This is a genomic window from Microtetraspora glauca, assembly GCF_040656155.1.
In the GTDB taxonomy this organism is placed as follows: domain Bacteria; phylum Actinomycetota; class Actinomycetes; order Streptosporangiales; family Streptosporangiaceae; genus Microtetraspora; species Microtetraspora glauca.
In genome coordinates, this window is record NZ_JBFALK010000022.1 from 176,764 (window position 1) to 196,290 (window position 19,527).

Here is a 19,527-nt window from a genome sequence, read left to right on the forward strand (position 1 = left end):
GAGCCCCCCACGTGACCAAGCAGATTCCCGTCCGCAACCCGCGCACCGGCGAGACGGACTACGAGATCACCGCGATGGACGCCGCCCGGATCGCGGCGGAGGCGGACCGGCTGCGCGCCGGCCAGCGCGCCTGGGCGGCGTGGCCCGTCCAGCGGAGGATCGCCGTCCTGCGGGAGTTCCGCGACGCCGTCGCGCGACGGCGCGACGACCTCATCCGCGTACTGGTGACCGACACCGGCCGCCTGCAGGTCTCGGTGCTCGAGGTGGACGCCGTCCTGGCCGGGATCGACCGGGCGTCCCGCTTCGCCGAGGAGACCTTCGCGCCCGCGGACCTCTCCCCCACGGGGGACCCGACGGTACGGACGACGGGCGACCTGGTGGCCTACCCGCTCGTCGCCGCGATCTCCCCGTGGAACTTCCCGTTCCAGCTCGCGCTCATCGACGTGGTTCCCGCCCTCCTCGCCGGATCGGCCGTGATGCTGAAGCCGAGCGAGATGACCCCGCGCTTCATCCCGACGCTGCGCGAGTGCGTCGCGGAGGCCGCCGGCCTCGCCGACGTCTTCACGGTGGTCGAGGGCGACGGCGCCACCGGCGCGGCGATGATCGACGCGGCGGACGCCGTGTGCTTCACCGGCAGCGTGCCCACCGGGCGCGCGGTCGCCCGCGCGGCGGCCGAGCGGTTCATCCCGGCGTTCCTGGAGCTCGGCGGGAAGGACCCGGCGGTCGTCACCGCCTCCGCCGACCTCGACAGCGCCGCGTCCGCCCTCCTGTGGGGCTCGACCATCAACTCCGGGCACGCCTGCATGTCGATCGAGCGCGTGTACGTGGACCACCGCGTCGCCGACGCGTTCGTGGAGACGCTGGTCGCCAAGGCCGAGCGGGTACGGCTGGCCCACCCCGAACCCGCCGACGGGCAGATCGGCCCGATCATCACCGGCGCCCAGGTGACGACCATCCGGGAGCACCTGGACGACGCCGTCGCGAAGGGCGCCACGATCCGGACCGGCGGCTCGATCGAGGTCCTCGACGGCGGCTGCTATCTGCGGCCGACGGTGGTCACCGGTGTCGACCACTCCATGCGGCTGATGCGGGAGGAGACCTTCGGGCCGATCATCCCGGTCATGACGTTCGACGGCGAGGACGAGGCGGTCGCGCTCGCGAACGACACGGAGTTCGGGCTCAGCGCCGCCGTCTTCGCCGGTACGGCGGAGGAGGCGATGGCGATCGGGCACCGGATCGACGCGGGAGGGGTCAGCGTCAACGACGTCTGCCTCACCGGCATGGTCCCCGAGGCCGAGAAGAACTCCTTCAAGATGTCCGGGCTCGGCGCGTCGCGGATGGGACCGCCCTCGGTCCGGCGGTTCCTGCGCAGGCGCGCCCTGCTCGTCCGCGAAACGGCCGGCCCCCGGCCCTGGTACTACGACGCCGCCACCACTGAGACGGAGGAACGATGACGATCGCCGACATCCTGACCGACATGTCGGGCGTATGGGAGGGCACGTACACCGTGCTCGGCGCCGACGGCGCCCTTCTGGAGCGCTTCGCCAGCCGGCAGGAGGGCCGGATGGAGGGCACCGACTGGACGGAGAAGGTCGTCTACCTGCGGGACGGCGCAGAACCGGCGGTCCGCCACTACCGCGCGATCGTGGACGGCGACGACGTCACGTTCGTCGACGAGGAGATGTGGGGGACGACCAGCCGCGCCGGCGACCAGGCCATCCTGTTCACCTTCGGCTGGAACACGCGGCCGGGTGAGCGCATCGTCGAGATGTCGATGCCGACCGAGGACTACCGCACCCGGTTGTGGCAGCACTTCGAGGACGGACGGCTCAGCCGGCTCACGGTGATCGAGGAACGCCGCCTGCCGGGCGTCGAGCCCGAGCGCTGGTACGTCCCTGCCACGAACGCCTGACCGAACACGCACATCACTACAGGAGATCCACTGGTGGAACTCAGTTACGACCTCGTGGTCGTCGGCGCGGGCACCGCCGGCATTCCCTGCGCGGCCGAGGCGGCCCTCGGCGGCGCCAGGGTCCTGCTGGTCGAGAAGGACCAGCGGATCGGCGGCACCATGCACATCTCCGGCGGCCACATGGCGGCGGCAGGGACACGACGGCAGGCCGAGCGCGGGATCACCGACTCCGTCGAGGCCCACCTGGCCGACATCCACCGGATCAGCGACGGCACCGCACGCGCCGACCTGGTCCGCGTCGTCGCCGAGAACGCCGCGGAGACCATCGACTGGCTGGACGACCGCGGCTTCCGGTTCGCTCCCGAGACGCCGCGGATCATCTACGGGCACGAGCCGTACGCGACCGCGCGTACCTACTACGGGGCCGACGAGGCGTTGTCGATCCTGGAGGTGTTCGAGCGCCTGCTGGACGAGGCGATCGCCACGGGCCGGCTGGAGCTGTGGAAGAACGCCCCCGTCATCGGCCTCGACACCGATGACGACGGCGCGGTCACCGGGGTGACCGTGCTGCGTGGCGGCCAGGACGTGCGCGTGCGGGCGCGGGACGTGGTGCTGGCCACGGGCGGCTTCGCCGCGGAGCCCGAGCTGTTCCTGGAGCTGGAGGGCGCGCCGCTCGTCTCGGCGGCGTACCCGACCTCGACCGGCGACGGGATCCTGCTCGCCCGGGAGCTGGGGGCCGCCGTAGCGGGAACGGGTTCGTACCTGCCCACGTTCGGCGGGCTGCCCGACCCGACCACGCCGGGGAAGGCCAACTGGTCGGACCGGCAGCTCCTCATCGCGGCCGAGCGTCCTCCCGTGGAGATCTATGTCGACAAGGGAGGGCGGCGCTGGGTCGCCGAGGACGAGCTCTCGATCGACGTCAAGGAACGCGCGCTCACCCGCATCGAGGACATGACCTTCTGGACCGTCTTCGACGACGCGATGCTGGAGTCGACGCGGTCGGGCCGCCCGCTCGTGGTCGGGTGGACGCCCGACGACCTGCGCGCCCGTGCCAACCAGCGGGCCGGGGTGCACTCCGCCGGAACGCTGGAGGAGCTGGCCGTGATCGCGGGCATCGATCCGGCCGGTCTGGTCGCGTCGGCGGCCCGGTACAACGAGGCCGTCGCCGCGGGCGCCGACCCCGACTTCGGCCGCACCCATCTGCCGCTTCCGCTGGAGCGTGCGCCGTACTACGCGATACGCAACCACGGCATCTCGCTCGTCACGTTCGCCGGACTCGACATCGACTCCGACCTCCGGGTACGGCGTACCGACGGCACCTCGGTGCCGAACCTGTACGCCATCGGCGAGGTGATCGGCGCGGCGGCCACCTGCGGCCAGAGCTTCTGCTCCGGCATGCTGGTCACGCCCGCGATCACGTTCGGACGGCTGCTCGGCCGCCGCCTCGCCGCCGGGGAGCACGCGGAGACCGTCACGCGGTGACGTGAGCGGAACCCGCGCATGACAAGGGCGAGGAGGCGGATGTCCTCCTCGCCCTGTGTCGTTCAGCGGCGCGTGCCGTTCAGGCCGTGCCGGTCACATATCGGCCGGGACCACGGTCACGGGGTCCCCGCCGCCTCCGCCGCGGCCGTTGCCGCCGATGACCGACCCGCCGCAGTGCGAGCCGCATCCGCCGAAGCGCGACGAGTTGACCGGATGGAAGGACGTGGCCTTCACGCCCCTCAACGCGCTCAGCATGGTGTCCTTCCAGATCGGGCCCGGGATGGTGGCCCCGAAGACCGCGCCGTAGTACGTACCGCCGATGGTGACGCCGTTCAGCTTGTGCGTGGTCGAGCCGCGCGGGTCGCCGATGCTCACCGCGGCGGCCAGGTCCGGGGTGAACCCGGCGAACCACGCGGTGGCCTGGTTGTCGGTGGTGCCGGTCTTGCCCGCCGCGTCACGGCCGATGCCGCCCACGCCGCGCATCGTGCCCTTGGTGAACACTCCCGACAGGATGTTCGCCGCGGCGTCCGCCACCTCCGGGTCCAGCGCCTGGCGGCACTGCGGCTGGTAGTCGGTCACCTTGCCGTTCCTGTCGGTGATCTGCGAGATGGCCATGGGCGCGCAGTACTTGCCGCGCGCGCCGATCGCGGCGTACGCGTTGGCGACGGTCACCGGGTCCATCTCGTTGATGCCGAGGGTGAAGGTCTCGTACTCCTGCAGCTTCAGGCCGTCGGAGCGCTTGATGCCCAGCGACTTGGCGGTCTGCACCGTGTCGCACAGGCCGACGCGCTGCTCCAGCTCCATGAAGAAGGTGTTGACCGACCCCCAGGTGCCCGTCTGCAGCGTCTTGAAGCCGCCGGATCCCTCGTCGTTGGTGACGGTGTGCGTCGGGTCCCCGATGTTCTCACCCTTGCAGTTCTTGAAGGTGGAGTACCCGGGCGCACGGTATCCGGCGCCGACGCTGAACCCGTCGCTGATCTTCATGCCCTTCTTCAGGGCCGTGAGCAACGTGAAGGTCTTGAACGTCGAACCCGCCTGGAAACCGACGCCGCCGCCGTGGGCCGCGTCGGCCACGACGTTGTACGACATCTCGTTCTTGCGCGCGTTCTGGCCGTACTTCCGGCTGGCCGCCATCGCCTTGATCATGCCGGTGCCCGGCTGGATCAGCGCCTCGGAGGCGACCGCGTTGTCCGACGCGTGGACCCGCTTCCTGATCGCCCGCTCCGCCGCCGCCTGCATCTTGGGGTCGATCGTCGTCTTGATGGTCAGACCGCCCCGGTTGAGGAACTGCGTACGGCTCTTCTCCGTCTTGCCGAAACTCGGATTCTTGAGAATCTCGTTCCGCACGTACATGCAGAAGTACGGGTAGGGGCTGGCGCCGCACCCGCCGGGCAGCGGCGTGCCCTTGTAGCCCAGCTTCTTGGCCTTGGCCTCCTGGGCCTGCTCCGGCGTGATCTTCTTCAGCTCGGCCATCCGGTCGAGGACGACGTTGCGCCGGTCGAGCAGCCGTTTCTGGGCCTTCCTGCCGGCCTCGGGATCGGTGCTGTTCGGCAACTGCACGGCCCCCGCCAGAGTCGCCGCCTGCGCCAGGTCCAGGTCGGACGCGTTCACTCCGAAGAACCGCTTGGCCGCGGCCTGCACGCCGTTGGCCCCCGCGCCGAAGTAGGCGATGTTGAGGTACTTCTCCAGGATCTGGTCCTTGGAGTACTTCTGCTCGACCGCCATCGCGTAGCGCAGCTCGTTCAGCTTGCGCCCGTAGCTGGCCTCAAGCGCCTTGTTCTTGTCCTTCGTGGTGACCGCTGTGTTGAGGAGCACCTGCTTGACGTACTGCTGGGTGATGCTCGACCCACCCTGGCTGACCCCGCCCGAGGCGAGGTTCTTCACGAGGGCCCGGGAGGTTCCTTCGAGGTCGATCGCGCCGTGCTCGTAGAACCGGTAGTCCTCGATCGAGACGATCGCCGTCCTCATCACCTCGGCGACCTTGCTGAGCGGGACGACCTCGCGGTACTCCTCGTAGAACTGCGCGATCGGGTTGCCCCTGGCGTCCAGGACCGTCGTCTTCTCGGCCAGCGGGGGCTCCTTGAGGTCCTCCGCCTTGAGGTTCAGCCCGTCCGACGCCGAGAGGATCACGGCTCCCGTCCCGCCGACGGCCGGAAGCGCGAGGGCGGCGGCCAGCAGCCCCGCGAGCGCGCCCGCTCCCAACAGTCGCGCGACGTTCTTCCCGGCCGACTTCCTGGCCTTGGCCTCACCCGCGCGACGCGGGTCCCAGCCGTCGGCCTGTCCGGGCTCGTCGAAGATGTTCACCGGACGCTCGCCCGCACCGTGCCGTCCACCTGCCCGGCCCACCGGCCCGTGGCCGGCAGAGCCGCCAGGTGCTCCCGGCCGGGCGTACCCGCCGGGAGGCTTGCGACGGTCGTGTACATAATTCTCCCCCTATCAGAATTAGGACGAAGCCCTAAACCTATAGGCGAGATGGAATGTATGTGCAACTTCGCCGAGTTCGTACGGATCAAGGGCACTATCGTGGCACACGTCCGTTGAGAACACCCATCACGTCCCGCTGATCAGTGAGGTCCGGCCCATCAGGGCATACGCGGCCGACGGCCACGCCTGAGCAGGGAGAACGCACGGGAGCCGACGACCACCGGTTCGGCACAGGGCGCCGCCATATCCGGACTTTATGTCGATCATGACATCCTGTCCTTGTTCGAGCGCATGCCCTCCGCCCGCCTGACATTCCCCATCCGTACGACCCCGTGCCGGTCGGGCGCTCAATCTCCGAGCGCGACGAAGTCGTCTGGTGTCAGGCGGATACGTCCGGCTTCCATGTTCTCCTCCAGGTGGCCGAGAGAACCCGTTCCGGGGATCGCCAGCATCACGGGCGAGCTCGCCAGCAACCACGCGAGCGCGACCTGGGCCGCCGTCGCCTGATGCCGGGTCGTGACCGCCGCCATCGCGGTCGCGTCGATCGGACGGTATCCGCCACCGAGCGGGAAGAAGGGGACGAAAGCGATCCCGTCCTTCTCGCATCGCGCCAGCAGCCCGGCGTCACCCCGATCCTGCACGTGGAAGCTGTTCTGCACGGCCGCCACCGGAGCGATCGCCCGCGCCTCGGCCAGCTGCGCGGCATCGACGTTGCTGACGCCCAGGTGCCGGATCAGCCCCTCCTCGCGCAGCTCGGCGAGAACCGCGAACCGGTCGGCGATCGACACGCCGCCCGGTGCGCTCATGCCACCCACCCGCAGGTACACGAGGTCGAGCCGGTCGACACCGAGAGTGCGCAGGTTGTCCTCCACCAGGCCGCGCAACTCGTCCGGGCCCGCCTCGCCACTCGGAACGCCGTCCGAGTCGAGCAACGGCCCGACCTTCGTCGCGATCACCAGGTCGTCCGCGTAGGGCGCGAGCGCCGCGCGGATCAGCTCGTTGACCACCACCCCCTCCCGCCGGTAGAACCACGCCGTGTCGATGTGGTTCACGCCGAGCTCGACCGCGCGGCGCAGTACCGCGACACCCGTCTCGGGGTCGCGGGCGGGCCCTTGGAAGGTGCCGGTCGGGAGCCGCATGGCGCCGAAACCGAGCCGGTGGACCGGAAGGTCTCCCCCGAGAAGGAACTCGCCGGTGAGGGCGGCGTGGGTCGTCGAGTCCGCGTTCGTGTTCTTCGTCATGCCCGTCAGCCTCGCGCGGACGAGGGCGCGGGCCAACGGGATGGCAGCAAGCTGCCACCGCGCGGGCCCCCTCATGGGTGGTCATAATGAGCGGGTGACAGCCGATCAGGTCATCACCGTCCGCGGTGACGCGGAACTCGTCGCGCGGGCCGGTCACCTGTTCTCCGGGACTCAGCGCGAATTCGTGTGCGCGGCTCGTGATCTCGACACGTGGTCCCAGCCCGATGCGCGGCAGGCGATCAGCGACCGGATACATGGGAACGGCGTAGCCGGCTTCACGGTCGACAAGCTGCTCACTCCGGCCGCCCTCGCCGACGAGGCCGCACGGCTGCACCTCCACCAGGTCGCGGCCAGGGGGGCCCGGGTGCGGATCAGCTCGGCACCGCTGCCCCACGAGACGATCATCATCGACCGGCGGGTGATGATCCTCGCCGGGCGCGACGGGCCGGGCCCGCGCGAGTTCACCGTGACCACCTCGCCCGCCCTCGTCGACGGCGTGTACGCCCTGTTCCGGGCAGCCTGGGAGAGCGCCACCGACCTGGCCGCCTATCTGCGCGGCGACGCGCCGCACCTCGACGCCGGCAGCCGGGCCGTGCTCCGCGCTCTCGGCGCGGGATACACCGACGAGACCGCGGCCCGGCATCTCGGCCTCTCGTTGCGCACCTACCGGAGGCGGGTCGCGGAGCTCATGGCCACGCTGGAGGCCGATTCCCGGTTCCAGGCCGGGCTGCGCGCGGGCGAGTTCGGCCTCACCGGGTAACAGCCGGATCTCACCCGGAACTCAGCTGCTCATGCAGGGCTCTGGCGTGCCCGAGGATGCGGCTGGAGCCGTTCGCCGCGGCGAAGGCGGCCAGCCCCGGGATCTCGCCTCGCGCCTCCGACCGGCGCGCGAGGCGGACCGCCAGCGCGACCAGGTCGGTGTGGGCGGTGGTGGGGCGGCTGTTCCTGGCCGGGGGCGCCGGGAGCAGTGAGGGCAGTGCCGCGGCGAGAGCCCGCCACATGTGCTGGTGGGTCCCGTTCCCTTCATCCCGCAGCGTCCGGCCGACGCCCTCGGCCTCGAAGATCCGCGGCAGCAGGTGGCCGAGCAGCGGATCGCTCCGGAGCTCGCCGATCCTGGCCTCACCGGACACCCACCCGACCACGAGCGGATCATGCTCGGGCGGAGTCGCGCCGGTACGGCGGAGCAGGGCCAGCGCCAGCGACAGGTTCCGATCACGAGGGTCCGGGCGGCGCCTGGGCCTGAGCCGGAGCGCGAGCCGTATGGCCAGATCCGCCTGCCAGGCGGCGGGCCGCGCGGAGATCACGTCGAGCAGCGGGCCGATGTCGCCGGCCACCTGGTCGCCGTCGAATTCCCAGCTGTCGAACTCCCCGCGGTTGATCCAGGTCACCACGGCCGCCGCGCCGCCGATCACCCCGGCGCCCGCGACCCGCATCGGTTCGCGCCAGTTGCTGACGGCGGGCCGGTTCCGCCTGTCGTCCTGGTGGTTCCAGGTCCTGAACCACGCGTCCTCCCACTGATCGTGGGAGATCTGGCCGGCGTCACGCAGCCACAGCAGTTCCCTCTGCCGCGTCCCTCGGACACGCTCGCGTTCGGCCTCGCGGTCAGCCCACGCCCGCTGTGCCTTCTCCCGCGCCACCGCGATGTGGCCGGGCAACTCGCGCGCCACCTCGCGGCGTCCGGTGTCGTCGAGCGCCTTCACCCTGTCCACGATCCCGGCGAGGTCGCCGTCGATGAGCCTGCGTACCTCGTCCCAGGCGCTCACTCGCACGTCCTTCGGTCGCGTCACGCGGAACTCCACGATGAGAGGATCTTGTCGGTTTCGAGATCTTCGCAAAGCCCGCCGACATTCCCGGCCGCCCGTCGCTGTCAGGAGGTCACGGCGGCGCGCATCGCGGTGACCAGCCGATGTCCGGGATAACCGGAAAAAGCGAACTCGGCCATCTCCTCCTGCCATGCCTTCCGGCTCTCCACCAGAAGGTCCAGCGCACGCAGGAGCGCCGCCTCATCCTTTCTCATGGCGTCGTCTCAAGAGTCTCGCGGGCCTTCATCAGCGCGAACCCCAGCAGGTTCAGGCCCTGCCAGGTCGCCGGGGAGGCGGCGCGCTCGTCGGTGGCCGTCAGGCCGATCCCCCAGATCCGGTCGCGGGGGCTGGCCTCCACCAGGACCCGCTTTCTCGTGTCGAGCAGGAACCGCTTCAGCTCGGGGTGCCGTCCGAACTTGGCGATGTTGCCACGGACCACGATGTCGAAACGACGGGCGTTCCATAGTTGCTCGTCGAAGCCTCGTACGGCACGGCCGAACGTCTTGGCCTCACCCGGATGGCCCGCGGCGAGGATCTTGCCGGCCGTCTGCGCGTCGCCGAACAACCATGCCTTGTGGGCCATCATGTAGTGCTCCGCCGAAGCGAAGGTGTGACCGTCCTCGGTGAAGACCACCGGCCACCACTGGCTGAGGCAGCCGGGACCGACACCGCCGTCACGCGCGGGCTGGTGACCCCAGAAGTACAGATAGCGCAGGACCCGGCCCGCCTGCTCGGCGGCGATCGCCTCATCCACGGTGCGGGGCAGGGGGAGCTGATCGGACACGTTCACACCGTGTCACAGGCGTCCTCGGCATCGCCAATGAGTTATCGCCCGTACGCAGGCCAGGGATCTGCCCTGGAGCCGGAGACTACGGGGTGAGTCGAGGACTGGGTCCTCAAGGACCTGCCTGTGCGTGCCCGGGGGCGGCAGGTCAACCGCAAGCGGGTGAAACGGGTGATGCGTGCCTTCGGCATCGCCGGGCTGCGGTTGCGCAGGAAGGTGCGCACCACTGTCAGCGATCAGGCAGGCGGGTCGGTGACCAGCCGGGGTGCACCAGTCGGCGGGCCGCGCGAGTGGTGCGCCGATCAGGCCTCGGCCCGGTTCAGCCAGGCATCCACCGCCGAACTCTCCGACACCATCAGGTAGTCGGCCCGGCCGTCGCCGTTGACGTCGGCGAAGCGGAGCTTGTCGCGGGTGGCGCCGCTGACACCGGACGCGAACGTCCCCTGGTTGATCCAGCCGCCGGACCCTTCGCCACCGTTGTTCACCCAGGCCAGCACCACTCCGTTGTCCTGGACCATGAGGTAGTCGTCGCGGCCGTCGGCGTCGATGTCGGCGAAGCGCACCTTGTCGCGGGTGGCGCCGTCGACTCCGGCGGCGAGGACTCCGCGGGCAGACCAGGAAGGGATGCCGTTGTTCCCAGGGGTGTTCCGCCAGGCACGCACGGCGCCGCTGTCGGAGACCACGAGATAGTCGTCACGGCCGTCGCCGTCGTAGTCGGCGAACCGGACCAGATCCCCGGTGACGCCCTGCACCCCGGGCGCGATCACCCCCAGGCTGCGCCAGGAGGGGACGCCGCCGTTCCCGGGCGTGTTCAGCCAGGCGGACACCGATGCGTTGTCCTGCACCACGAGATAGTCGTCGCGGCCGTCGGCGTTGACGTCGGCGAACTGGACGCGGCCGCCGGGCGCGCCCACTCCCGGCGCGATCACCCCCAGGCTTTGCCAGGAGGGCTTGCCACCGTCCCCGGGGGTGTTCAGCCACGCGCGTACGGACCCGTCGTCCTCCACGATCAGGTAGTCCTGCCGGGCGTCGCCGTCGATCTGCGCGAACCGGACCTTCGCCCCGGACGAGCCGGCGAGCACGGCGCCCTGGTAGGCCCAGGAGCCGGGGCCGCCGTAGAGCCAGACGCGCACGCCCCCGTCCTCGGCCACGGTGATGTAGTCGGCGTCGCCGTCGCCGTCGAGGTCGGCCAGGCGCACCATGTCGCGGGAGCCCCCCTCCACCCCTGCCGCGATCCGGCCCAGGGAGGACCAGGACGGCACGCCGCCGTTGCCCGGTGTGTTGCGCCAGGCGGTGATGGAACCGTCGTCGCCCACGACGAGGTAGTCGTCCCGGCCGTCCTTGTCAGTGTCGGCGAAGCGCACATGCGAGCCCGGCGACCCCGTGCCGGCGGCGATCTGCCCCAGGGAGTGCCACGACGGCCGGCCGCCGTCGCCGGGGGTGTTCAGCCAGGCGCGTACGGACCCGTCGTCGGCCAGGACGAGGTAGTCCTCGCGGCGGTCGCCGTTGACGTCGGCGAAGCGGACCTGGCTGCCGGGCGCGCCGACGCCCGTGGCGATCAGGCCCGCGGAGTACCAGGGCTCCGGGCCCCACAGGGACCACGACGGCCGGCCGCCGTCGCCGGGCGTGTTCAGCCAGGCCGCCACGGCGCCGTTCTCCGCCACGATCAGATAGTCATCGCGGCCGTCGCCGTTGACGTCGGCGAAGCGGACCCGGCTGCCCGGAACGCCGACCCCGGGGGCGATCTCACCCCAGGAAGTGAAGGAGCCCCCATTGACGCCGATGTGGGCCTGCACGCGCCCTTCGGCGTCCACGGCGAGGTAGTCGTCGCGGCCGTCGCCGTTGACGTCGGCGAACTGCACCTGGTCCCGCGGGATGCCGGGGCCCACCCCGGGGGCGATCTGCCCCCAGTTCTGCCACGCCACGGGGACCACCTGCCCGGCGCACGGGTTCTGCCCCTCCTGCCCGCCGGGCACCGGCACGATCAGCCCATCGGCCGCAGCCTGGGTGACGGCGCGGGTGAACGCCTCCCCCATCTTGCGGTACCCCGTGTCGTTGGGGTGGAGCTGGTCGTACAGGTCGGCGGTGGTCACCGCGCTCATGTCGACCAGGCGCACCCGCTTGCCCTGGTCGCGCAGCTGCTGGATCAGCGGGGTGATGCGCCGGTTGTACTCCTGGATGCGCGGGCCCACATCGGGCTTGGTGGACGGCACCAGGGTCGCGACCAGAACCGTCACCCCCGGCGACAAGGCGAGTATCCGCTCGACGAGCTGGACCAGCCGCTGCGGCGCCGTCTCCACGGCGTAGTTCTGGTTCATGTCGTTGGTGCCGGCGTGCAGGGTCACGACGTTGGGCCGGTAGTACGGCAGCGCGCACTCGGCGACCGCGGCGATCTGGTCGATACGCCACCCGATATGGCCTTCGTGGTCGTTGTCGGGCAGGTTGCCGCTCTCCTGGGTGCCCACGAAGTTCACCACCTCGGTGACCGGCTTCAACCCTTCCCACAGTTCGGCCCGGTAACTCGACCGCGTCGGGCTGCCCATCCCTTGGGTGATCGAGTCGCCCAGCGGCATGATGCGCATATTCGAGGCGGGGGTGGGATAGCCGAGGCGCCGGGCCGCCGCGACCATCAGGGGGTAAGCGATCCGGCCCAGATTGACCAGCTGCGCTGCCAGCCAGACCGTGGCGGTCACCACTCCACTCCCGAACCACCAGCCGAGGGAGCGGCCGGCGTCGATGACGACTTTGGCCACCCGTACGAGCATGGGTTGCGCGTGCTCGGCCGCCCACGGCGCCAGGGCGTTGCCCCACAGGGCGCCGCCGACGGCGGCGACGACCCCGGTGCACAGCGCGGCTCCCAGGACCTCGATGGTGCCCGCGTCCTTGCCGCTGAGCACCGACGCCATCAGGTTCCACACGAACGCGTTCGTGAAACCGAAGACCGCCCCGCACACGGGGCCGGCTGCGGGGGCGGCTGGCGCGAAGGCCGCCAGGCAGATCGCGCCCGCCGCGAGCCCGGCTAGCTGCCCGATGGTTCCGGCGACGGTCGTGATCACCCAGTCCGCCATGTCGGCCTGGACATCCTCCTGGGGGATGACGATCGCCAGCTCGCCGTTCGCGTTCACGACGGTGCCGTCGAAGTCGAACCATCTGACCCCGGGATCCGGGAGGTCCAGGGGGTGGGTCTCGATGGTGTTCTTGATGACGTCGCTAAGGCGCCCCTGATCCAACCCTTCAAGATCGATCATCCGCTCCACCATCGCGGGATCGACGCCTTCGCTTTCGACGCTGATCACCACATCCTCAGCGGCGACGGCGAGCGCGCCCACCCGTCCTCCCCGGGCGGCACCGCAGCTGATCTTGACTGCGGTCGCGAGAGAGGGCGGACGTGCGCATAACGACGTCGTTCTTCCCGCGGCCGCAGCGGGGCTCGTCCCACCGGTCGCGATCATCACTGCGGCGATCAGGATGATCGTTAAGAACCTCATAGGACTGCCCCTTTCGGCGGGGACGAGGGACTCCCGACGGCGGGAGGCGTCGGCTAAGCCATGTGGGTTCACTACTGATTCATGTGGTTTTTCATTTGTTTATATGCGTATGCCTTGGATAGTCAAGGTCCACTTTGGCTGGGCAGGGCCGGGCCGTGAACGTCGGCAGCTGGCCAAGGCCCGCGACGCCGAGCCGCCGGATGGCCCCACCCAGGTGGGGCAGCCGGACTTCTCCGAGTAGGAGGCCACCAGCGGCGGCGTAAGGCGGCTGGCCGGGGTCACCGACTACTTCACCAAGATCGAGCACGGCTGGCACATCTCACCGACCCGCACGGGCGCCGATGCGGTCGCCGCGGTTCAGATCGGGTGCCGTCGTCAGCCGATCGTTCGTGCGTCGTCTGCGTATGGACCTGCCCCACATGCTGACACGAGGTATGCGCTGTCCGGCCAGATCCGGCTTCGTGGGATGACCTCACCACCGATGACGGGATAGAGCCACCAGAAGTCGGCCAGCGCGAGCAGCGCGAAGGCGCCGACAGCTATGGATCCGATCAGCCGCCGCCTGTCTGGTACAGCGGGCCCGAGTATGAGGCCGCAGGCGAACATGACCGCGAGGATCATGAACGGCACCATCGGGAGCGCGTTGAACAGGTACATCGTTCTCTTGTCGGCGATCGCGTAGTAGAACCACGGCAGCCAGCCCGCGGCGTACGTGAGGAGCACCGCGCCGGCCCGCCAGTCGCGGTCGACACGTACCACACGATCATGCCGCCTACGCCCGCGCGTACAGCTCAGAGGCCGAACGCCGCGCCGCGTTTGATCCCTGGCCGCGTGCTACTGGTGCTGGCCGACGGGGTGCCCGAGCTGCTGGCGCACGCCCGCAAGATGCGCGGGGCCTGACGAAGAAGGCCTCGATCCGACGACAGCGCCGTTCTGGCAAGGTACGGGTTCCCTCAACGGTTCGGCTCAATGGTTCCGGTCACTTCGCCGAAACCCAGTCTCGTGCCGTCCGCGGAGCGCGCGGAGGCGCTGATGGTGACCGTGTCGCCGTCCATGAGATAGGCGCGGCGGGAGCCGTCAGGCAGTTCCAACGGATCCGCGCCGTTCCAGGTCAGCTCGATCAGCGAACCGCGTTGGTCTGGGTGTGGCCCTGACACGGTGCCCGAAGCGTACAGATCACCGGTGCGCAGCGAGGCGCCGTTGCACGTCATGTGCGCGAGTTGCTGGTCGGCGGTCCAGTACGTGCTTCCGAAGGGAGGGCGTGAGATGAGGTGCCCGTTGAGCCGGATCTCCATGGTGATGTCCAGGCCCCACCGCTCACCGTCGCTGAGGTACGGCAGCGGCGCCGGGTCCTGGTGCGGGGCGACCCGCGCCGCCGCCAGCGCGTCCACCGGCACCACCCACGGCGAGACCGACGTGGCGAACGACTTGCCGAGGAAGGGCCCGAGCGGCGTGTACTCCCATGCCTGGATGTCCCGGGCGCTCCAGTCGTTGACCAGCACCACGCCGAACACATGCTCGGTGAAGGCCGCCGCGGGGACGGAACCGCCCAGGGCGGACGGCGTACCCACCACGAACCCGATCTCAGCCTCGATGTCCAGTCGTCGCGACGGCCCGAAGGCCGGCGACGCAGCGTCTGGCACGATGTACTGCCCCGCCGGGCGCGTGACCGGTGTCCCGGACACCACGACGGTGCCGGCGCGGCCGTGGTAGCCGATGGGCAGATGCTTCCAGTTGGGGGTCAACGGCGCCTGCGTGGGGCGGAAGATCTGGCCGAGATTGGCGGCGTGGTGCTCCGAGGCGTAGAAGTCGACGTAGTCGGATGCGGCTGCAGCCCGCCGATCCGCGATCGTCGTGCGACAGCCCCTGCGCCGGGAGACACCGGCCAGCCCAGCCGCGCGCATCAGCCGCGCCACTCGCTTGCGGCCCACCTTCTCCCCGTCGATCTCGCGCAGGTCGGCGTGGATGCGCGGCGCTCCATAGATCTCATCGGAGGCCGTATGGTGCCGGCGGATCTTCTCAGTCAGCTCGGCATCACGACGGGCGCGAGCGGACGGGCCGCGCTTGGCCCAGGCGTAGTAGCCCTGGCGCGACACACCCAGCACCCGGGCCAGCAGGGAGACATCGTGGTGGTCTTTCTCCGCATCGATCAGCCGGTACTTCATCTCGGCCGATCCGTCTCCCGCGCGAAGAAAACCGCGGCCTTACGCAAGATCTCCTTCTCCTCGCGGAGGATCTTGTTCTCGCGGCGCAGTCGGGCCAGCTCGTCCTTCTCGGCGCTGGTCAGGCCGTCTTGGCGGCGGCCGTCATCGAGGTCGGCCTGGCGCACCCAGGTACGGATCGACTGCGCGGAGGGCTCGAACTCCTTGGCGAGATCCTCCGGCGACCGTCCCGCGCGCACCAGTTCCACCATCTGCCGGCGGAACTCCGGCGGATAGTTATTCGGCACAGTGGACTCCTTCCGGGAACCAGGGTTCCCCAGAGGTCAGGTGTCCACCAAACCGGGCCAACTTCACTACGGCCTGCACCTCAGCCTCATCTACAACCCGCTGCCGAACACCGAAACCTCCGGCGACGGACGAGAGCAGTCGGCTTCCGATGAGCCGGCAGTGGTCTCCGGCAGCCGCTGATCCGAGCACGCCGTGATCTGCCTCGGCATCGCGGCCGACGGCTACGCACCGACCTTGCGCACCTGGTAGCCCAACCACTTCCTGCATGGAGGGATCTGTGTCTGTCTCACCATCTCCACGGACCGGCATCGCCCGCCTCCTGGCGGCAAGCACGATCGGCACGACGATCGAGTTCTACGACTTCTTCCTCTACGCCACGGCCGCTGCCACGGTGTTCAACAAGGTCTTCTTCCCGACGACCGATCCGCTGACCGGTGTGCTGCTCGCCGTGGTCACATATGCCCTCGGTTTCGCCGCCCGTCCCATTGGTGGAGTGGTCTTCGGCCACCTGGGCGATCGGCAGGGCCGCAAGCGGGCACTTGTCCTGAGCCTGCTCCTGATGGGCGGGTCGACGTTCGCGATCGGCCTGCTGCCCACCTACGCGTCCGTCGGCGTACTGGCCCCGCTGCTGCTGGTGACCCTCCGCCTGGTGCAGGGCTTCTCCCTGGGCGGCGAGTGGGGCGGGGCGGTGCTGCTCGTCGCCGAAAGCGGCTCCCGCGAACGCCGTGGGTTCTGGGCCGCCTGGCCGCAGACCGGTGGCCCGCTGGGCAACCTGCTCTCCACAGGCGTGCTGGCGGTCCTGTCGATCACCATGAGCGAGGCACAGTTCATCAACTGGGGCTGGCGCCTGCCCTTCCTGCTGTCCGCCGTACTCATCGTCATCGGACTGTGGGTACGGACCACAGTGGAGGAGTCCCCCCTGTTCCTCGAGGCCCGCGCCTCCGCCGAGGCTGCGCACACCGCGGCCCCCATCAGGCGCGTGCTGATCGGCAACTGGCGTAACGTCCTGATCACCACGTTCGCCCGAGCTGGCGAAAACGCCATCTTCTACACCTTCGCCACGTTCCTCGTCATCTACGTCACCACACACCTGCAGCAGCCACGCTCGCTCGCGCTCAACGCCCTCACCATCGCCTCCGTCGTACAGACCGCGGGCATCCTCGCCTCCGGCGCGCTGTCGGACCGGATCGGGCGCCGCCCGGTCGCGATCGCCGGAGCGCTCTCCGCCGGCGTGTGGTCGTTTGTGTTCTTCGCACTGGTCGAGCAGAAGACCTTCGCCGCGGTGCTGCTCGCCGTAAGCGTCGGCCTTCTCCTGCACGCAATGGTCGTGGGCGCCCAAGCCGCCTTCTTCTCCGAACTGTTCGGCACCAACGTCCGCTACAGCGGCGCCTCCATCGGCTACCAACTCGGCAGCGTGCTCGGCGGATCACTGGCACCCATCATCGGCGTGTGGCTGCTCAAGACGTACGGCTCAGGCACCCCGGTAGCGATCTACCTGGTCGCCATGACACTCCTCACCGTCACCGCCATGCTGCTCGCCCCGGAAACACGCGCCCGCGACCTGCGAACCGTGGACACCTCCTCTCCGAGATGAATCCGGACGCGGTCGCGAAGACGCCGCCGCGCTCACCGCGGGCGAATGCGTTCGCCGAGCGGTTCGTGGGACGCTCCGGCGCGAATGCCTCGATCACCTTCTGATCCACCTGATCCACGGTGAGCGACACCTCTGCACGAAACCGCGGGTTTACCGCAGCCACCTCACCGACGGGCTTCAGCTACTCGGTCTCACAACATGAGAACGCTTCGGCCCTGACCCCAAGTGGCGGCGAGGCCGCCGGCGGTGGCCCAGGACGGGCACCACGGAGGGCCAGCCGCTATACAGCGCGTAGCCCATCGTGACGCCCGTCCCCAGGAGGATCCCCCCTCCCCCACCCAGACCCGACAGCAGCAGCGACTCCGCGAGGAACTGGGTGCGGATCTGCCCCCGGGTGGCCCCGAGCGAGCGGCGGAGGCCGATTTCGGCGCGGCGTTCCTGCACCGAGATGACCATCGTGTGGCCACCCCCACTCCGCCCACCAGCAGGGCCACGGCCCCCACCCCCAGCAGGAGGTTGGCGAACGCCTGGCTGGTCGCCTGCTTGGCGGCCAGGGCGTCGGACGGGCGGGAGACGTCCACCTCGTTAGGCGCCTCCGGATTGGCGGTGCCGGCCAGCACCTGGCGGACGGCCTCCAGCTTGGATTCCTCCGAGCGGGTGTAGAGCGTGGTCGGATGCCCGTCGAAGCCCAGCCTGGACTCCGCCACCGGCCAGCCCACCAGGACGCCGCTGTCCAGTTCGGTGGCGAGCGCACGATCATGGGCGACATCGCGCAGATGCCGACGGACGCGGAGGCGATGATCGAACGGATCGGCCCCGCCCAGGCGGTCTCGTCGATCGGGCGCATCGGCGACGCCAAGGTCTACCGGTCGGAGGAGATTTCCGAGGCCCAGACCGGCGGTATCACCACGTACGCGGCCCGCCTAGACCTGCCCGCCACCGTCGGCGCGACCCTGCGGAGCGGGACCTGGCTCAACGCCGCCACCGAACGCTACCCCGCCGCCGTGCTCGGCTCCTCCGCCGCCCAGCGGCTCGGCGTGGGCTCGATCGGGCCCGACACGCAGGTCGTGGTCGGCGGCGTCCGCTTCGCGGTCGTCGGGGTCATGAACCCGGTGGCCCCGGACGAGACCGTGAGCAGGTTGGTGCCGAGCGCGGAGAGCGTACGGTCCAGCTCGGCGCCCGACGAGGACGAGAGCCCGACCACGCTGACCATGGCCGCGATGCCGATGGCGATGCCGAGCGCCGACAGGAAGGCCCGCAACGGTCGCGTGCGCAGGCCGACCGCACCGACGCGCATCACGTCGCGGGGCCGCATCCTGGCCGGGGACAACTTCGGCCGGGCCACTTCCATGACGGTCATCGCGCCGCTCCCGAGTCCGGTGACACCTCGACGAAGGTCATCACGCCACTCCCGATTTCGCAGGCCGGGGCGCCGGTGGCACGGCGGCGGTGGCCCGTACCCGACACCGAATCCAGGGCCCCGGTCGGTTCGCCGGGCATTGACCGAGACGATCACCACGATCCACGCCGGATCCCGGGGAACCTATGGATCCCCCGCGCGTCCACGCCGAGCTGCGGGAACCTACTGCTCGTTCCGAAGCCCCTCACAATCGAGAAATAGCAGCTCAAGGCCATGATCATGAGCTATCCCGCGCATATCCCACACGCCCGATCCGCTACCGTGACGACGTGTCGAGTAGTGAGCGTCATCTGTCAGTCGAGGAGCAAGCCGTCATCCTGGCACTCCTCGCAGAGGATTTCCCCGGCGCGGGCGAACTTCGGGCTCAGGTTCCTTCGGCAGTTGTCAGCGGGCGATGCGGATGCGGATGCGCGACAGTGGATCTTCGCGCGGGAGCAGGACCTCGCGCACTCGCCTCACTGGTGCAAGACGGCGTACTGATCTCTGCCGGCGTACGTGGGCGCAGTGATGGCGTCTTGCTCTTCGTCCAAGAAGGCCATCTTTCGTGTCTTGAGGTCTACTCCATCGAAGATGAGCTGGCCACGCTCCCACGGCCTGAAGATCTCATCGTTGGCGCACCAGGCTCCTGGGAGTGATCTCCCACAAGAGAAGCGAGTCCGCAGGTCAGCTCATGAACCTGCGGATCAGAGGAAGTCGATTCGATCAAGGTCAGAGACTCTGACCTGCGGTCGCGGTGTTCGTAGGCGTTCGCCGAGTTCCGCCGTCGTTCGTCCCCTTGGCTGTACTCGTGGCTGTACGGCCAAGGCTCCCTCAACGGCCTGATCACTTCCTTATCAGAGGGCGTTTCGCGAGCGAATGCCCGAACTGCGAAGTGTGATCGCGTGAGTTTGTAGCGTTACGGCCGGTCGGTGGGCTTGGGCGTGCTGAGAT

At 69.7% G+C, this 19,527-nt stretch carries 17 protein-coding genes and 1 pseudogene; 6 read left to right on the top strand and 12 right to left on the bottom strand.

The features are described 5' to 3' along the window. The first annotated feature begins 11 nt into the window (after nucleotides 1-11). From AB0I59_RS33525 to AB0I59_RS33535, 3 genes are read left to right on the top strand one after another with little or no spacing between them, the layout of a single operon-like run. The gene (locus AB0I59_RS33525; RefSeq protein ID WP_358139270.1) at nucleotides 12-1,454 is read left to right on the top strand and encodes an aldehyde dehydrogenase family protein; all 1,443 of its coding nucleotides are present in this window, start codon (nucleotides 12-14) and stop codon (nucleotides 1,452-1,454) included. Next, on the top strand, nucleotides 1,451-1,912 hold the full coding sequence (locus AB0I59_RS33530; protein ID WP_061259166.1) for a DUF3598 family protein: 462 nt from the start codon (nucleotides 1,451-1,453) through the stop codon (nucleotides 1,910-1,912). Before AB0I59_RS33525 ends, AB0I59_RS33530 begins: the two co-directional genes overlap by 4 nt. Before the next feature lie 33 nt (nucleotides 1,913-1,945). Continuing rightward, nucleotides 1,946-3,394 (top strand): FAD-dependent oxidoreductase, encoded by a 1,449-nt coding sequence (locus tag AB0I59_RS33535; protein WP_358139273.1) that lies wholly within the window; start codon nucleotides 1,946-1,948, stop codon nucleotides 3,392-3,394. Between the two features lie 93 nt (nucleotides 3,395-3,487). Here AB0I59_RS33535 and AB0I59_RS33540 read toward each other — a convergent pair whose 3' ends face one another. The 3 genes from AB0I59_RS33540 to AB0I59_RS33550 all read right to left on the bottom strand — a co-directional run bounded on the left by AB0I59_RS33540 (nucleotide 3,488) and on the right by AB0I59_RS33550 (nucleotide 7,059). Further along, on the bottom strand, nucleotides 3,488-5,698 hold the full coding sequence (locus AB0I59_RS33540; protein WP_358139277.1) for a transglycosylase domain-containing protein: 2,211 nt from the start codon (nucleotides 5,696-5,698) through the stop codon (nucleotides 3,488-3,490). Next, on the bottom strand, nucleotides 5,695-5,817 hold the full coding sequence (locus tag AB0I59_RS33545) for a hypothetical protein (protein WP_358139280.1): 123 nt from the start codon (nucleotides 5,815-5,817) through the stop codon (nucleotides 5,695-5,697). Before AB0I59_RS33545 ends, AB0I59_RS33540 begins: the two co-directional genes overlap by 4 nt. Before the next feature lie 348 nt (nucleotides 5,818-6,165). Beyond that, the gene (locus AB0I59_RS33550) at nucleotides 6,166-7,059 is read right to left on the bottom strand and encodes an aldo/keto reductase (protein ID WP_358139283.1); all 894 of its coding nucleotides are present in this window, start codon (nucleotides 7,057-7,059) and stop codon (nucleotides 6,166-6,168) included. A 94-nt stretch (nucleotides 7,060-7,153) separates the two neighbouring features. Here AB0I59_RS33550 and AB0I59_RS33555 point away from each other — a divergent pair, with 94 nt between their 5' ends. Further along, nucleotides 7,154-7,819 (top strand): DNA-binding response regulator, encoded by a 666-nt coding sequence (locus tag AB0I59_RS33555; protein WP_358139286.1) that lies wholly within the window; start codon nucleotides 7,154-7,156, stop codon nucleotides 7,817-7,819. Nucleotides 7,820-7,829: 10 nt separating this feature from the next. On the opposite strand, the gene AB0I59_RS33560 is transcribed toward AB0I59_RS33555, so the two are convergent. From AB0I59_RS33560 to AB0I59_RS33590, 7 genes are all read right to left on the bottom strand, one after another. Continuing rightward, nucleotides 7,830-8,846 (bottom strand): hypothetical protein, encoded by a 1,017-nt coding sequence (locus AB0I59_RS33560; RefSeq protein ID WP_358139288.1) that lies wholly within the window; start codon nucleotides 8,844-8,846, stop codon nucleotides 7,830-7,832. 80 nt (nucleotides 8,847-8,926) lie between these two features. Beyond that, nucleotides 8,927-9,076: a hypothetical protein gene (locus tag AB0I59_RS33565; protein WP_358139291.1), complete on the bottom strand. Its 150-nt coding sequence runs from the start codon at nucleotides 9,074-9,076 to the stop codon at nucleotides 8,927-8,929. Continuing rightward, a complete protein-coding gene (ybiA, locus tag AB0I59_RS33570) occupies nucleotides 9,073-9,651 on the bottom strand; it encodes a riboflavin biosynthesis intermediates N-glycosidase (protein ID WP_358139294.1) in 579 nt (192 codons plus the stop codon). Before ybiA ends, AB0I59_RS33565 begins: the two co-directional genes overlap by 4 nt. Before the next feature lie 296 nt (nucleotides 9,652-9,947). Continuing rightward, the gene (locus tag AB0I59_RS33575) at nucleotides 9,948-12,974 is read right to left on the bottom strand and encodes an FG-GAP-like repeat-containing protein (protein WP_358139297.1); all 3,027 of its coding nucleotides are present in this window, start codon (nucleotides 12,972-12,974) and stop codon (nucleotides 9,948-9,950) included. A gap of 534 nt (nucleotides 12,975-13,508) precedes the next feature. After that, nucleotides 13,509-13,892, bottom strand: a complete 384-nt coding sequence (locus AB0I59_RS33580; protein ID WP_358139300.1) for a hypothetical protein — start codon at nucleotides 13,890-13,892, stop codon at nucleotides 13,509-13,511. Between the two features lie 194 nt (nucleotides 13,893-14,086). Beyond that, the gene (gene fahA, locus AB0I59_RS33585) at nucleotides 14,087-15,298 is read right to left on the bottom strand and encodes a fumarylacetoacetase (RefSeq protein ID WP_358139303.1); all 1,212 of its coding nucleotides are present in this window, start codon (nucleotides 15,296-15,298) and stop codon (nucleotides 14,087-14,089) included. Then, on the bottom strand, nucleotides 15,295-15,582 hold the full coding sequence (locus AB0I59_RS33590) for a transposase (protein WP_358139306.1): 288 nt from the start codon (nucleotides 15,580-15,582) through the stop codon (nucleotides 15,295-15,297). The genes fahA and AB0I59_RS33590 overlap by 4 nt, the downstream gene beginning before the upstream one ends. A gap of 278 nt (nucleotides 15,583-15,860) precedes the next feature. Between AB0I59_RS33590 and AB0I59_RS33595 the strand changes: the two genes are divergently transcribed. Next, nucleotides 15,861-17,177, top strand: a complete 1,317-nt coding sequence (locus AB0I59_RS33595) for an MFS transporter (RefSeq protein WP_358139309.1) — start codon at nucleotides 15,861-15,863, stop codon at nucleotides 17,175-17,177. Nucleotides 17,178-17,354: 177 nt separating this feature from the next. On the opposite strand, the gene AB0I59_RS33600 is transcribed toward AB0I59_RS33595, so the two are convergent. Then, the gene (locus AB0I59_RS33600; protein ID WP_358139312.1) at nucleotides 17,355-17,633 is read right to left on the bottom strand and encodes an ABC transporter permease; all 279 of its coding nucleotides are present in this window, start codon (nucleotides 17,631-17,633) and stop codon (nucleotides 17,355-17,357) included. Nucleotides 17,634-17,974: 341 nt separating this feature from the next. On the opposite strand from AB0I59_RS33600, the pseudogene AB0I59_RS33605 reads away from it, so the two are divergent. Beyond that, a pseudogene (locus tag AB0I59_RS33605) lies at nucleotides 17,975-18,238 on the top strand (ABC transporter permease); the annotation flags it as partial. Here AB0I59_RS33605 and AB0I59_RS42180 read toward each other — a convergent pair. Further along, the gene (locus tag AB0I59_RS42180) at nucleotides 18,169-18,537 is read right to left on the bottom strand and encodes an ABC transporter permease (RefSeq protein ID WP_435831151.1); all 369 of its coding nucleotides are present in this window, start codon (nucleotides 18,535-18,537) and stop codon (nucleotides 18,169-18,171) included. The pseudogene AB0I59_RS33605 and the gene AB0I59_RS42180 overlap by 70 nt on opposite strands. Nucleotides 18,538-19,527: the final 990 nt, after the last annotated feature.

Excerpts from the sequence above, each read along its gene's own strand:
- AB0I59_RS33530 (WP_061259166.1), top strand. The coding sequence starts at position 1,451 with ATGACGATCGCCGACATCCTGACCGACATGTCGGGCGTATGGGAGGGC.
- AB0I59_RS33545 (WP_358139280.1), bottom strand. The coding sequence starts at position 5,817 with ATGTACACGACCGTCGCAAGCCTCCCGGCGGGTACGCCCGGCCGGGAG.
- AB0I59_RS33550 (WP_358139283.1), bottom strand. The coding sequence starts at position 7,059 with ATGACGAAGAACACGAACGCGGACTCGACGACCCACGCCGCCCTCACC.
- AB0I59_RS33565 (WP_358139291.1), bottom strand. The coding sequence starts at position 9,076 with ATGAGAAAGGATGAGGCGGCGCTCCTGCGTGCGCTGGACCTTCTGGTG.
- fahA (WP_358139303.1), bottom strand. The coding sequence starts at position 15,298 with ATGAAGTACCGGCTGATCGATGCGGAGAAAGACCACCACGATGTCTCC.
- AB0I59_RS33600 (WP_358139312.1), bottom strand. The coding sequence starts at position 17,633 with ATGGTCATCTCGGTGCAGGAACGCCGCGCCGAAATCGGCCTCCGCCGC.
- AB0I59_RS42180 (WP_435831151.1), bottom strand. The coding sequence starts at position 18,537 with ATGACCGTCATGGAAGTGGCCCGGCCGAAGTTGTCCCCGGCCAGGATG.